The organism is Leucobacter weissii (assembly GCF_017565745.1).
Lineage (GTDB): Bacteria > Actinomycetota > Actinomycetes > Actinomycetales > Microbacteriaceae > Leucobacter > Leucobacter weissii.
In genome coordinates this window covers 165,001-178,454 of the sequence record NZ_JAGDYM010000010.1, presented here as the reverse complement: position 1 = coordinate 178,454, position 13,454 = coordinate 165,001, and the positions used below count along the sequence as shown (strand labels likewise).

Sequence of the window (13,454 nt, the reverse complement as noted above, 5' to 3'; positions counted from 1 at the left end):
GGCCCCGTGCGCTGAATCGCATGGTGCCGGCGGGGATATCGTGTTACGTTGTGAGCGACGCGCCTCGCTTCGGGCGCGCGAGTCTGACATGGCACGCGGGGAAACGAGAAGGACACATGGCGCAGAGCAGAATGCTGGTTCGGAGAACTGTTGCGGTCGGCGCGTTCGCCGCGCTCATCGGCGGGCTGCTGGTCGCCCCGGCGCAGGCCGTCGGCGACGAGTCCGGGCTCCCGCCCGCATCGGATCTCAAGCCGCTGCCCGATGCCGTGTTCGAGAAGCAGCCGGAGACGAGTTCGATCGACGCCGGGCTGCAGCAGATCCTCGACCGCTGGGCCGATGGGGAGCGCGACATCCCGGAGGTCACGGACGGCGCGATCCGCGTCGAGGTGCTGCACGAGGTCGCCTATGCCGAGATCGAGGCCGTGCTGGACGCTCATGGAGCGAGCGACACCGTTCCCGCCGTCGACGGGCTGGTGGAGACGACCCTGCCGATCGATGAGATTGCCGGGACCGCTGAATCTGCCGAGCTGACGCTGCTCCGCCTGCCGGTGGTGCTTTCTGCGCCGGTGGAGCCGGATCCGGAGACCGAACTCGGACTGGAGCCGGTCGAGCTTCGCGAGGCCGACACGGGTCTGCCGGGTGCGGAGGCGATCCAGCGCGCGGGTGCGGCCGGCAGTGATCTCGTCTCTCGCGTGCGCTCCACGTCTTGGAACAAGGCCGGCGCGAACGGCGCCGGGGTGAAGGTCGGCATCATCGACTACTTCGACGGTGCGAAATGGAACGCCAGCCGCGCCAGAGGCGACGTGAAGGCGCCGTCCGGGGTGTTCGTGCAGATCGCGGGGCAGCGCTACGCCGATTCGTCGATCTGGACGGGCGGCTCCGAACACGGGGTGGCTGTGGCCGAGACGATCCTCGACATCGCGCCGAAGGCGAAGATCTATCTGGCGACGGTCAGCACCGCGGCCGATCACCGCGCGGCGGTGAACTACTTCGCGGGCAAGGGCGTGCGGATCATCAGCCGCTCCCTCGGCGCCGCCTTCGACGGGCCGGGCAACGGCACCGGCCCCTCGGCCCAGGTGGTGGACTACGCGGTGAAGAAGAAGATCACCTGGATCAACTCCGCGGGCAACCACGGCATCGAGACGATTTCCGATGGCGCTGGCGGCACGATCACCTATGGCGGCTACTGGCGCGGCTCGTGGCAGGGGAGCGGAGTGGCTTACGGTGGCGGAGAACTCCTGCAGTTCCGTAGCAGCACCGGTGCAGCGCCCAGTTATCTGCTCGAGAGCCGCTGCGGCGTGTTCTTCCAGGGGATGCGCTGGAACGACTGGGGCACGAACCCCACCGATTACGATCTTTACGTGTTCGATGCGGGACTGGACCTGATCGGCTACTCGCAGAAGACGCAGGGTCAGTCGGGTGTGCAGCCGATCGAGATCCCCGAGAATGTCACGTGCAGCGGCAACGAGGTGATCTACTACGGTGTCGTCAAGTACTCCGAGGGCAACGGTTCGAGCAACGACCGCATCGAGTTGATGGCCAACGGCCCGTTCCTCGACAACGTGGTGAACGCGGGATCGGCGAGTCAGCCCTTCGCCGACAGCAAGAACTCCGGGGCGCTCGCGGTGGGCGCGGTCGATGTGGTCACGAAGAGCATCGCCCCCTACAGCTCCCGTGGGCCGCTCATCGACGGGCGCATCAAGCCGGACATCTCGGCCGCTGCGAACTTCACGACGGTGGCGTACCGTAGCAGCAGCGATCCCAAGGGGCGCTTCTCCGGAACGAGCGCCGCGACTCCGGCGGTGGCGGGCGCGGCGGCGCTGATCCTGCAGAAGAACCGCAAATGGTCGGCGAAGAAGCTCGCCACCTATCTGCGCACCCACGCGACGAAGGATCGGGGCGCCAAGGGCCGTGACAGCGTCTACGGCGCCGGTGAGTTGCGCATGCCTCTGCTCAACACCAAGAAGGTGTCGGTCAAGGGCACGAAGAAGGTCGGCAAGCGCCTCAAGGTCTCCGCGGGCAAATGGACCGAGAGCGTCAAGCGCAAATACCAGTGGTACCGCAACGGCAAGGCGGTCAAGGGCGCGAAGGCCAAGAGCTACAAGCTCCGGGCGAAGGATCGCGGCAAGCGGATCAGCGTGCGCGAGACGGTGACCCGCTCGGGGTACAAGAGCGACTCCGTCATCTCCGCAAGGACCTCGAAGATCAAGAAGCGCTAGGCGGCGACGGGCGTCCGGGAGCGATGACGGGCGCAGAGCGGTGCTCTCCCGGATCCTCGGCCGTGCGCTCATCGCGGCGACCGCGACTGCAGCGGCCCTCGGGGCGCTGAGTCTCTCCGCCTGCGTGTCCGCGCAGAACTGTGCGATCTGGGTCGGCTTCGAATCCTCTCGGGAGATGTACGATGCGGCGGAGCTCGTCGTCGTGGGAGACGTCCCCACGGAGTCCCATGAGAGGCGTATCGGCGGCGTCGCGGCCCAGGTCTACGAACTCGGCACGTTCGAAGTGCTGAAGGGCGACGCCGGAGCCGCGCCGCTGCGGGTCGCGGCCATGCCGGATCCGTGCGGACGTCCGGAGATGGAGAACCTGCTCGCCGACGCCGGCCAGTCGCTCCTGTTCCTCGTCGAGTCGGACGATCCCGAGGTCTGGGTGACGATCACACCGGTGCAGGGCGTGCGGCCGGCGGAAGAGCGGAGCCTGCTCGTCGACGACGAACAGGCTCCGTAAGCGGGGGCTACGGCGGGGTTCTCCCGCCATTCGGTCAGTCGCCGCGGAGGATCGCGAGGATCCGCAGGATCTCGAGGTAGAGCCAGATCAGGGTGACCATGAGGCCGAAGGCCGCCGACCAGCCGTACCGCTCCGGCACTCGGTTCTGCACCCCGTTCTGGATCAGCTCGAAGTCCATCACGAGCGAGTAGGCGGCGAGCAGCACGGCGAGTGCGCCGATGATGAGGCCGAGCGGGATCCCGAACACCTCGACGCCGGTGCGCAGCCCCCACGGGTCGGTGCTCGCGCCCGTGAGCATGAGCACGAAGTTGAGCAGTGAGAAGACGAGGTAGCCGACCATCGCGATGAGGAAGATCTTGGTCATCTTCGGGCTGGTGCGCACCTTCCCGCTGCGGAACAGCAGCAGGGTCACGCCGAAGACCGCGAAGGTCCCGATGACCGCCTGGGAGACGATGCCGGGCATGATGGCCTCGTACACGCCCGAGATCCCGCCGAGGAACAGGCCCATGGCCGCGGCGTAGCCGACGATGAGGGGGACGCTCGGCTCCTTCTTGAACGCGTTGACGAGCCCGAGCACGAGGCCCACGATGGCGCCGGGCAGCATGAGCGCGGGGATCCACCAGCCGACCGCGGCGCCGGCGACCACGATCAGGAAGAGCATGACGGTCTTCGAGATCGTGTTCTCGTAGGTCATGGGATGCTCGGCGCCGGTCACGGGCGGCACCGGGGTGCCCTGGGCGGGGGCCTGGGGATCGTCGATGCCGGGCCGCTGCGTCTGCGCCGCGGGCTGGTCGTAGATTCGGCGCAGTTCGTCGGCGCTGAGGGTCTTGCCGTTCAGCGCGGGATTGTTGGTGAGCGCGGGGTTGCTCATGCGTGCGAGTTCCTCTCGGGACGGGTACGTGCTTCAAGGCTATCGACCGCCCCTGAAAAACAGCAGGTTTTTCCTCCTTTCCCTCCGCGCGTTACCGCGCTGCGGGTCGTGTTCCGGGGTCCGGCGGCTGCGGGCAGCCCCAGAAGCGCCCTCTTGCGCGAGTCGGCGACGCCTGAACGGTAGGCTGCTGTGCCATGGGGGCGCCTCCGCTGATCATCGCGCACCGGGGCGCGTCCGGGCGACGTCCCGAGCACACGGCCTCCGCCTACCGGCTCGCGCTCGCAGGGGGCGCCGGGGCGGTGGAGCCGGACATCGTGGTCTCGCGTGACGGCGTGCTCGTCGTGCGCCACGAGAACGAGCTGTCGGGCACCACCGACGTGGCGACGCGGCCCGGGTTCGCGGAGCGTCGCACGACCAGGACGGTGGACGGCCGGACGATCACGGGCTGGTTCGCCGAGGATCTCGACTGGTCCGAACTCGCGACGCTGCGAGCGCGGGAGCGCCTGCCCGGGCTGCGGCCGGAGAACGCCGCCCTCGACGGGACGGAGCCCGTGCTGCGGCTGCGGGATCTGCTCGAGCTGATCGATCGGGAGAGCGAGCGGCTCGGCGCCCGCCCCGCGGTCGTGATCGAGTTGAAGCACGCCCGTTTCCTGCGCGCGCAGGGGCACGACCTCGTGGCGCTCCTCGAACGGGAGCTGTCGGAGTGCGGGTGGGCGGACCGTCCGGAACGGGTGATTGTCGAGAGCTTCGAGCTGGAGCCGCTGGAGCGGTTGCGGGATCGGGGGCTGCCCGCGCGGCTGGTGTTCCTGATCGACCACGATGGCGCCCCGGCCGACGCCCCCGGGCGGGGGAGCGCCGGGGCGGGATCCTATGCCTGGTATCGGAGCGAGGCCGGCCTCGACGCGCTGCGGGACCGAGTGGACGGGGTGAGCCTCGCCAAACAGGACATCCTCGCCGACCCGGCGACGGTAGCCCGTGCGCAGGCGCGCGGCCTGCTGGCCTACACCTGGACGCTGCGCCCGGAGAACGCGTTCCTGGATCCTGCCTTCCGGCGCGGATCCGATCCCGCGGTCTGGGGGAACTGGCGCGGGGAGTGGTCGAGGATCCTCGGGAGCGGCGTCGACGGCGTGTTCGCGGACCACCCCGAACTCGTCGTGCAGCTCACGTCGAACGCTCTCCCAGCACGTTGAGCTGCATGAACGAGCCGAGCGGCGAACCCGACAGGCCGGCTTCGACGGCGAAGGCCAGCTTCCCGAGCGCGGCCTCGAGCGTCATGTCGCCGCCGTCGATCACGCCGAGCGCCCGCATCTCCTTGGCCACCGCGTACCGTCCGAAGTCCACCGACCCGGTGGCGCACTGCGTGATCGCGACGACGGGCAGCTCCGCCGCGACGGCGCGCAGGGCCTCGCGCATGCCCGGCGTCCCGAGCGGGGCGTTCCCGGTGCCGTAGCACTCGAGCACGAGGCCGTCGGGCCCGGCGCCGGCGATGGCGCGCAGATCCCCGGGGGCGACCCCGGGGACGAAGCGGAACGAGATCACGCGGGCGGGCGAGAGCCGATCGCGACGTGCCCGGAGCTGCGCGGGCACGCCGGTGGCCCCGGTCGCGAGCGGGCGTTCGGCGCGGAACGCCTCGATCGCCTCGGCCTGGTGCTTGGTGGCACGGACCGCGGGCAGCAGCCGCCGCCCGAACGCGATCGAGACGGGCGCGTCCCGGCGGGCTCGCAGCGAGGTCTTGACGGCGAGGGAGAGATTGCTCCTGGCGTCGCCGTCCTCGGCGCCGTGCGGGTGCTGCGCCCCGGTCAGGACCACGGGGGTGCCGAGATCGGAGAGCTCGTAGGCCAGGCGGGCCGCGGTGTAGGCCAGCGTGTCGGTGCCGTGGAGCACCACGACGCCCCGCGGCCCCGAGGTGCGCACGCGCGCGCCGACCGTCCGCGCAATGCGCCTGGCGGTGTCGGCGTCGGCGTTGGCGCTGTCGATCGGCGGATGCAGGTGGTTGATGCGGTGATCGGCGCCCAGCGGTCCGCAGATCTCCGCGACGAGATCCTTGAGCGCCTCGGGGAAGCCGGGATCCGGCGCCAGCCCGTGCTCGCCGACCCGCATGCCGATCGTGCCGCCCGTCGCGAGCACGAGCACCGCCGGGCGTGATCCATCCACCATCCCTCCATTCTGGTGCATCCTCGCCTACCTTCCACCGCCCGTCCTTTCCTTTCCTTTCCTTTCCTTTCCTCTCCTCTCCTCTCTCCTCTCTCCTCTCTCCTCTCTCCTCTCTCCTCTCTCCTCTCTCCTCCCTCTGCCCCATACTTCGCCCGCGCTTCGGGCTGAGATTGCAGCTCGGGCGGACCGGAACCGCTGAGAAGCTCAGCCCCAGCTGCAATCTCAGCCCGAGGTGCGGTGGCGCGGGCGCAGAAGGATCGGGGAAGGTGCGCGAAGGATCGGGGAAGGTGCGCGGAGGATACGGGGAAGAGTCTGGGATGCGCCCGGGATGCGCCCGGGATGGATCGAGGATGCCGGCGGGGGAACCTAGACTGGTGGGACGATGAGCGAATTCGAACTTCTCGATCCCTCCGGGGTGCCGCTGCCGGGCGGCGCCGGTTCTGGATCCGATGCGGGCGCGGCTGAGGACCCGCTGACGGCGGGACTCAACCCGCAGCAGCGGCGCGCGGTCGAGGCCCGCGGGCCCGCGCTGCTGATCGTCGCCGGGGCCGGATCCGGCAAGACGCGCGTGCTCACCCACCGCATCGCGCAGCTCATCCGCAACCGCGAGGCCTGGCCGAGCCAGATCCTCGCGATCACCTTCACCAACAAGGCCGCCTCCGAGATGCGCGAGCGCGTGCAGGAGCTACTCGGGGACGCCACGGAGGGGATGTGGATCTCCACCTTCCACTCCGCCTGCGTGCGGATCCTCCGCCGCGAGTCCGAGCGCTTCGGCTACGTCTCCGGCTTCACCATCTACGATTCCGCCGATTCGCGCGCGCTGCTCAAGCGCATCATCAGGGAGACCGAGGCGGACAGCTACGGTTTCACCCCCGCCAACACCAGCGGCAAGATCTCGCGCCTGAAGAACGAGCTGCAGGACGCGGCGGGCTACGCCGCGACGGCGAACGAGGCGGACCCGCGCGAGCGGATCTTCGTCGAGATCTTCCACGAGTACGAGCAGCAGCTGCGGCGCGCCAACGCCTTCGACTTCGACGACCTGATCGGGCAGACCGTTCATCTCTTCCGCGCGCACCCCGATGTCGCGGCGGTGTATCAGCGCCGCTTCCGGCACCTGCTCGTCGACGAGTACCAGGACACGAATCACGCGCAGTACGCGCTCATCCGCGAACTGACGCGCCCGGTCGACGCGGACCTGGCGGATCGCCTCGTGCCGCCGGTGCGCCCGGCCGAACTCGACGCCTCCGGCGGGATCCCGGCCGCGAGTCTCACGGTGGTGGGCGACAGCGACCAGTCGATCTACGCGTTCCGAGGCGCCGACATCCGCAACATCGTGGAGTTCGAACGCGACTTCCCCGGCGCCGAGGTGGTGAAGCTCGAGCAGAACTACCGCTCCACCCAGAACATCCTGAGCGCCGCCAATGCGGTGATCGCGAGCAACTTCGACCGTCAGGAGAAGAACCTCTGGACGGCGGAGGGCGCGGGAGAACGGATCGTCGGCTTCACCGGCTACTCGCAGCACGACGAGGCGAGGTTCGTCGCCGAGGAGATCGAGGATCTGCGCCGCTCGGGCGCCGCCTACGGCGATATCGCCGTGTTCTACCGCACGAATTCGCAGACGCGAGCGCTCGAGGAACTGCTGATCCGCTCGGCGGTCCCGTACCGGGTGCTCGGCGGCACCAAGTTCTACGAGCGGGCCGAGATCAAGGACGCGATGGCCTATCTGACCAGCCTCGCGAACCCCTACGATCCGATCGCCTGGTCGCGCCTGCTCGGCGCTCCGAAGCGCGGGATCGGACCGATGGCCGAGGCGCAGCTCGCGAACTTCCAGGAGGGGCGGGGCATCTCCTTCCACGAGGCGATGCTGCGCGCCGAAGAGATCGGCTTCGGGCCCAAGGTGCTCGGGTCGATCACGGGGCTGGGGGAGCTGCTGTCGCGCGCGGCGCGCATGGCGGCGGGCGGGGGAGCCGCGCTGGAACCCGGGGGCGCGGTCGCCGACGCGGAGAAGCCCCCCGCTCCCGTCGCCGAGGTGCTGAAGCTGATCCTCGACGAGACCCAGATGATCGAGAAGCTGCGGGCCAAGCGGGATCCTCAGGACGAGGCCCGGGCCGAGAACCTCGAGGAGCTCGTGGCCGTCGCACGCGAGTTCGACGTGCGCAACCCGGGGGCGGGTCTGCTCGAGTTCCTCACCGAGGTCAGTCTGGTGGCGGCGGCCGACGACCTCGACGACCGCAGCGGCACCGTCTCGCTGATGACGCTGCACACCGCCAAGGGGCTGGAGTTCCCCGCCGTCTTCATCACCGGAGTCGAGGAGGGGCTGCTGCCCCACCAGATGTCGGTCGACGAGGTCGGGGGCGTGAACGAGGAGCGGCGGCTGATGTACGTCGGCATCACCCGCGCCCGCGAGCGGCTGTATCTCACACTCGCCAGCACGCGAGCGAGCTACGGCGACATCGGCGTGGCGATGCCGTCGCGGTTCCTGCAGGAGATCCCCGAGGAGCTGATCGACTGGCGGCAGTCGCCGGGCGAAGTCACGGCGCGCGCGGGCGGCTCCGGCGGCTCGGGGTCTCGCGCGCTGAACGCGCCGCGCGAGGGGCGGCCGACTCGTTCGGGCGCCGGTCGCGGTGCCGACTCCGCCGTCTCGTTCGGCAGGGGCTCCGGCGCGGCCGCGGTCGGCGAGCCCGCCAGCGGAAACATGCAGTCGGCGCTCGAGCGGTGGCGCGAGCGCAAGCGGCTCGCCAAGGAGGCCCAGGATTCGGGGGGCGGGTTCCCCAACCTGATCGGTGCGGCCGTCCGCGACAACGGGGATCTCGAACTCGCACCGGGAGACCGGATCCGCCATGACGACTATGGCGAGGGACGGGTCACGGGAGTCACCGGCGAGGGATCGAAACGCGTCGCGCACGCGGTCTTCGACTCGGTCGGCGAGCGCAAGCTGCTCATCAAGCTCTCGCCCATCACCAAGATCGAGTGACCGGCCCTCGCCGGGGTGCCACGATGCGGCACTCCCGGCTCCTGCCGTCTATCTGGCGGTGCTAGGCTTTCCGTGGCTGAAATTAGTTCGACGTCGAGACATTTTCAACCTCAGAACACCACATCACGACCCAATAAGGAACACACGTGGATCTGTACGAGTACCAGGCACGAGATCTCTTCGAACGATACGGGGTGCCGGTGCTCGCCGGCATCGTCGCCGACACGCCGGAGGAGGTGCGCGCGGCCGCCGAGAAGATCGGCGGCGTCGTGGTCGTGAAAGCCCAGGTGAAGACCGGCGGACGCGGCAAAGCCGGCGGCGTCAAGGTCGCAAAGACCCCCGACGAGGCCTACGAGGCGGCCCAGTCGATCCTCGGCCTCGATATCAAGGGTCATGTGGTGAAGCGGGTCATGGTCGCGGCCGGTGCGGACATCGCGCAGGAGTTCTACTTCTCGGTGCTGCTCGATCGCGCGAACCGCTCCTACCTGTCCCTCGCGAGCGTGGAGGGCGGCATGGAGATCGAGCAGCTGGCGGTCGAGAAGCCCGAGGCGCTCGCCCGGATCGAGGTCGATCCCATCGTCGGCATCGACGCGGCCAAGGCCGAGGAGATCGCCCGAGCGGCCCGGTTCCCCGAGGAATTGGTCGCCAAGGTCGTGCCGGTCTTCCAGAAGCTCTACGAGGTCTACACGGGCGAGGACGCGACGCTCGTCGAGGTCAACCCGCTCGTGCTCACCGGCGCCGGTGACATCGTCGCGCTCGACGGCAAGGTGTCGCTCGACGAGAACGCCGAGTTCCGCCACCCCGAGCACGACGAGCTCGCCGACAAGGCGGCCGAGGATCCGCTGGAGGCGAAGGCCAAGGCGCAGGATCTCAACTACGTCAAGCTCGACGGCGAGGTGGGCGTGATCGGCAACGGCGCGGGCCTCGTGATGTCGACCCTCGATGTCGTCGCCTACGCCGGGGAGAAGCACGGCGGCGTCAAGCCAGCCAACTTCCTCGACATCGGCGGCGGCGCCTCGGCCGAGGTGATGGCGGCCGGGCTCGACGTGATCCTCGGCGATCCGCAGGTGAAGGCCGTGTTCGTCAACGTGTTCGGCGGGATCACGGCCTGCGATGCGGTCGCCAACGGCATCGTCGGCGCGCTCGACGAGCTCGGCGACGCCGCGAACAAGCCCCTCGTCGTGCGACTCGACGGCAACAACGTCGAGGAGGGGCGCCGGATCCTGAACGAGGCCGCCCACCCGCTGGTCACCCAGGCCGCCACCATGGACGAGGGCGCCGACCAGGCCGCCGAGCTCGCCAACGCCCGATAAGCCCACGCACGAACGAGGAAGCACTCAACATGTCGATCTTTCTGAACCAGGATTCCAAGGTCATCGTCCAGGGCATCACCGGCGGCGAGGGGACCAAGCACACGGCGCGCATGCTCGCCGCGGGCACCAACATCGTCGGCGGCGTGAACGCGCGCAAGGCGGGCACGACCGTGACCCACGTCGACCGGGCGGGCAGCACCGTCGAGCTGCCGGTGTTCGGCACCGTCGCCGAGGCGATCGAGCGCACCGGGGCCGACGTGTCCGTCGTCTTCGTGCCGCCGCCGTTCGCGAAGGACGCGGCCGTCGAGGCGATCGACGCGGGCATCGGCCTGCTGGTCATCATCACCGAGGGCATCCCGGTGAAGGACAGCGCCGAACTGTGGGCGCACGCGAAGGCCACCGGCGGCAAGACCCGCATCATCGGCCCGAACTGCCCCGGCATCATCACGCCGGGCGAGTCGCTGGCCGGCATCACGCCCGCGACCATCACCGGCAAGGGCCCGATCGGCCTCGTCTCGAAGTCGGGCACGCTGACCTACCAGATGATGTTCGAGCTGCGCGATCTGGGCTTCTCGACCGCGATCGGCATCGGCGGCGACCCGGTGATCGGCACGACGCACATCGACGCTCTGGAGGCCTTCGAGGCCGACCCGGAGACGACGGCGATCGTGATGATCGGCGAGATCGGCGGCGACGCCGAGGAGCGCGCCGCGGAGTTCATCCGGGCGAACGTCACGAAGCCCGTCGTCGGCTACGTCGCGGGCTTCACCGCGCCCGAGGGCAAGACCATGGGGCACGCGGGCGCCATCGTCTCGGGTTCGGCCGGCACCGCGCAGGCGAAGAAGGAGGCCCTGGAGGCCGCGGGCGTGAGGGTCGGCAAGACCCCGTCCGAGACCGCCCGACTGCTGCGCGAGGTGGTCGCGGCGCTGTAGCGCATCGCCGCACGCTGGTACCAGCGTGGGAGGCCCCCGGTCCCGGGTTCGGACCGGGGGCCTCTCGCGGTACTCGGCCGAAGCGCGCGAGAAGAGAGCGATCAGTGGATCTCTTCCAGCACCAGGGCGATCAGCCCGGATCCGTCGTAGCGTTTCGCGATCATGCCGCCCAGCTCGTCGACTTCCAGGCGGTGCGTGCGGAAGTACGTCCTGGGTCGGGGGGGGGGTACCGTGTGGACCCGCAATAACGTACTCCTGGAAACGGAGCGTACCCCGCGAGCGGCGGCACGTCCCCCTTGCTGCTCTGCACGTCGAAGAACAACATCGGCGCGTCCGTGACGCACGCTCGCCGCGTTGTCGAATCTCAACGGTGCTTCCGGGAGCGCCTCGCCTCAGCCGATGACGGGCAGCTCGAGCCCGAGCTGGGTCGCGGCGGAGCGGACGAGCAGGAAACCGACGATGCCGAGGATCCAGGAGGTGTTCTCGGCGCCCGTGCGCTGCATCCAGGCCGTGAAGCGCTGCAGGGGACGCTCGACCGCCCTCGCGGCGAGCACCCGCGCGGCGAGCAGCGCCAGCGCCGGGAGGATCATCACCGCGCAGTAGCCGGCGAGCAGCGCGAAGCGCTCGGCCGCGCCGATCGGGGCGTCGGCGAGCATGGTCATGCCGATCAGGTAGGGCAGCATCCCGGCGATCTCCGCGATCCCCGCCGCCAGCGCCACGCCCATCACGGCGGCGCCGCTCGTCCCGGGCGCGAGCAGCCGCTCCCGCCAGCGCAGCAGGCGTCCGCCGTCCTGGGCGCCGGGGTCGCCCGCGGCGGCGCGCCTCTTGCGTCGCGAGTCGGCGACGCCCATCCAGATCCCCAGCGCGAGCAACCCCGCGCCGACCACGAGCAGCGAGACCTGCCCCGCGGCCGAGGCGAGAAAGTTGCGGCCGAGGTCGATCACGCTGAGGATCCCGAGCATGAAGAGCACGCCGACGCCCAGGTAGAAGAACGTGATGGTGCCGAGATACAGCAGGATCCTCGGTACCCGCGGGCGGCCCGGAGCGACGAGGAGGAAGAGCGGGATCAGCAGCGTGCCGACGCTGAGGCCGTCCACGAGGGCGAGGATCGCGAGCGCCGCCGGAAGGGGCAGATCGGTGAGCAGGTCCATGCCTCGATTCTCGGGCGACGAGCGGAGCGAGGGGATCGGCTGAAAGCCCGAGACCGGGGTCGTCCTTTGGTCTGAGGCGAATGTCGGCCGTCCCTGATTTGATGGAGTCATGACGGTGGGGAACGCACGGGCGCAGGACGCCGAGGAGCCGCGTGAGGCGCGGAGTCTCATGGCGCTGCTCCCGGTCCAGGCGGCCCTGTACCTGGGTCTCGCCGTGGTCTTCGCGGCGCTCGGCCTGTCGGGCATGTGGGACGTGTTCTCCGTACTGCTCGAGCCGGTGCCGGCCTGGTGGGGTCTGGCGACGGCCATTCCGTCCTCTGCGCTCGTACTGCTGAAACGACGCGCTCCGGGCCTGGGGCTCGGAGTCGCCACCGCGCTGTTCCTGCTCGATCTGCTGACCGTCGGGGGTATCGTGCCGATGCTGGTCATGCTCGAACTGCTGCACGCCCTCATCGTCGAGCTGAGCGCCGAGGGCCGGAGGCGGGTCCTCGTCGCCGTTGCGGCCGCGACCCTGCTGTTCACGGCTGCCGCGCTGCTGCGCTCGGCCGATGCGCGCATCGCCTTGATGGTCGGGATCCCGTTCGGCGCGCTGCTCGGGTTCTCCTACTGGTATGCGAACTCGGTGGCGCAATCGCGCGAACTCGTCCGGCTCTATCGCCAGCGCGCCGAGGACGCCTCTCGGCTGGCGGAGCTCGACCGCACGGGCGCGGTGCGCGAGGAGCGCGAACGCATGGCGAGGGAACTGCACGACGTCGTGGCCGGGCACGTGGCCGCCGTGGCGATCCGCAGCGAAGCGGCCCTCACGGGGCCCGGCGCGGAGGCCGCCGGAGTCCGCGAGCGCGACGCGCTCCGGGCGGTCCGCGACGCGAGCCTCGAAGCGCACGGGGCCCTGCGCTCGATGATCGCCGTGCTGCGCGGCGGTTCCGACCACCCGCCGGGGCCGGTCGGACGGGATGACGTGCCGAGGCTGGTGGCGGAGGCGGAACGGTCCGGGGTGCGGGTCGATCTCGCCGACCGGATCGGCGGAGCGCTGGGACCCGCGGCCGACCACGCCCTGGGCCGCGTGGTGCAGGAGGCGCTGGTCAACTGCGTCCGCCACGCCTCGGGCTCCCTGGTGGAGGTGCGTCTGTGCGAGGAGGGCGACTCGGTGGTGGCGAGCATCGTGTCGCGCGGGGGAGAGCCGCGCGTCGGGCTGGTCGGCAGCGGAGCGGGCCTCGAGATGCTCGCCGAGCGGGTGCGGGCGACGGGCGGCGTCTTCGAGGCCGGCGCCGAGGGCGAACGGTGGGCGGTGCGCGCGCGATTGCCGAGAGAGGCGCTCGCGTGACGCCGAAGAAC

General features: G+C 70.1%; 10 protein-coding genes. 7 read left to right on the top strand and 3 right to left on the bottom strand.

Translation table 11 applies throughout. From position 1 onward, the window contains the following. Nucleotides 1-116 precede the first annotated feature (116 nt). Both J4H92_RS09545 and J4H92_RS09540 read left to right on the top strand, forming a co-directional pair. Complete coding sequence (locus J4H92_RS09545) at nt 117-2,219, top strand: S8 family serine peptidase (RefSeq protein WP_208097946.1); 2,103 nt, start codon at nt 117-119, stop codon at nt 2,217-2,219. A gap of 40 nt (nt 2,220-2,259) precedes the next feature. Further along, nucleotides 2,260-2,724 carry a hypothetical protein gene (locus tag J4H92_RS09540; protein ID WP_208097945.1) on the top strand — a complete coding sequence of 155 codons (465 nt, stop codon included), beginning with the start codon at nt 2,260-2,262 and terminating at the stop codon, nt 2,722-2,724. 34 nt (nt 2,725-2,758) lie between these two features. On the opposite strand, the gene J4H92_RS09535 is transcribed toward J4H92_RS09540, so the two are convergent. Continuing rightward, nucleotides 2,759-3,595, bottom strand: a complete 837-nt coding sequence (locus J4H92_RS09535) for a Bax inhibitor-1/YccA family protein (RefSeq protein ID WP_208097944.1) — start codon at nt 3,593-3,595, stop codon at nt 2,759-2,761. 194 nt (nt 3,596-3,789) lie between these two features. Between J4H92_RS09535 and J4H92_RS09530 the strand changes: the two genes are divergently transcribed. Next, nucleotides 3,790-4,785, top strand: coding sequence for a glycerophosphodiester phosphodiesterase family protein (locus J4H92_RS09530; protein WP_208097943.1), 996 nt, complete (start codon nt 3,790-3,792; stop codon nt 4,783-4,785). On the opposite strand, the gene J4H92_RS09525 is transcribed toward J4H92_RS09530, so the two are convergent. Beyond that, entirely contained in the window at nt 4,757-5,752 is a 996-nt protein-coding gene (locus J4H92_RS09525; RefSeq protein ID WP_208097942.1) for an asparaginase domain-containing protein, read from the bottom strand. The genes J4H92_RS09530 and J4H92_RS09525 overlap by 29 nt on opposite strands. Before the next feature lie 379 nt (nt 5,753-6,131). On the opposite strand from J4H92_RS09525, the gene J4H92_RS09520 reads away from it, so the two are divergent. The 3 genes from J4H92_RS09520 (at nt 6,132) to sucD (ending at nt 10,968) form a co-directional block, all read left to right on the top strand. Further along, entirely contained in the window at nt 6,132-8,723 is a 2,592-nt protein-coding gene (locus J4H92_RS09520) for an ATP-dependent helicase (RefSeq protein WP_208097941.1), read from the top strand. A gap of 146 nt (nt 8,724-8,869) precedes the next feature. After that, nucleotides 8,870-10,036, top strand: coding sequence for an ADP-forming succinate--CoA ligase subunit beta (sucC, locus tag J4H92_RS09515; protein WP_208097940.1), 1,167 nt, complete (start codon nt 8,870-8,872; stop codon nt 10,034-10,036). 29 nt (nt 10,037-10,065) lie between these two features. Then, nucleotides 10,066-10,968, top strand: a complete 903-nt coding sequence (gene sucD, locus J4H92_RS09510; protein ID WP_208097939.1) for a succinate--CoA ligase subunit alpha — start codon at nt 10,066-10,068, stop codon at nt 10,966-10,968. Between the two features lie 392 nt (nt 10,969-11,360). Here sucD and J4H92_RS09505 read toward each other — a convergent pair whose 3' ends face one another. After that, nucleotides 11,361-12,119 (bottom strand): GAP family protein, encoded by a 759-nt coding sequence (locus tag J4H92_RS09505; protein WP_208097938.1) that lies wholly within the window; start codon nt 12,117-12,119, stop codon nt 11,361-11,363. A gap of 109 nt (nt 12,120-12,228) precedes the next feature. On the opposite strand from J4H92_RS09505, the gene J4H92_RS09500 reads away from it, so the two are divergent. Further along, nucleotides 12,229-13,443: a sensor histidine kinase gene (locus J4H92_RS09500; RefSeq protein ID WP_208097937.1), complete on the top strand. Its 1,215-nt coding sequence runs from the start codon at nt 12,229-12,231 to the stop codon at nt 13,441-13,443. Nucleotides 13,444-13,454: the final 11 nt, after the last annotated feature.

Excerpts from the sequence above, each read along its gene's own strand:
- J4H92_RS09545 (WP_208097946.1), top strand. The coding sequence starts at position 117 with ATGGCGCAGAGCAGAATGCTGGTTCGGAGAACTGTTGCGGTCGGCGCG.
- J4H92_RS09535 (WP_208097944.1), bottom strand. The coding sequence starts at position 3,595 with ATGAGCAACCCCGCGCTCACCAACAATCCCGCGCTGAACGGCAAGACC.
- J4H92_RS09530 (WP_208097943.1), top strand. The coding sequence starts at position 3,790 with ATGGGGGCGCCTCCGCTGATCATCGCGCACCGGGGCGCGTCCGGGCGA.
- J4H92_RS09525 (WP_208097942.1), bottom strand. The coding sequence starts at position 5,752 with ATGGTGGATGGATCACGCCCGGCGGTGCTCGTGCTCGCGACGGGCGGC.
- J4H92_RS09520 (WP_208097941.1), top strand. The coding sequence starts at position 6,132 with ATGAGCGAATTCGAACTTCTCGATCCCTCCGGGGTGCCGCTGCCGGGC.
- sucD (WP_208097939.1), top strand. The coding sequence starts at position 10,066 with ATGTCGATCTTTCTGAACCAGGATTCCAAGGTCATCGTCCAGGGCATC.
- J4H92_RS09505 (WP_208097938.1), bottom strand. The coding sequence starts at position 12,119 with ATGGACCTGCTCACCGATCTGCCCCTTCCGGCGGCGCTCGCGATCCTC.
- J4H92_RS09500 (WP_208097937.1), top strand. The coding sequence starts at position 12,229 with ATGACGGTGGGGAACGCACGGGCGCAGGACGCCGAGGAGCCGCGTGAG.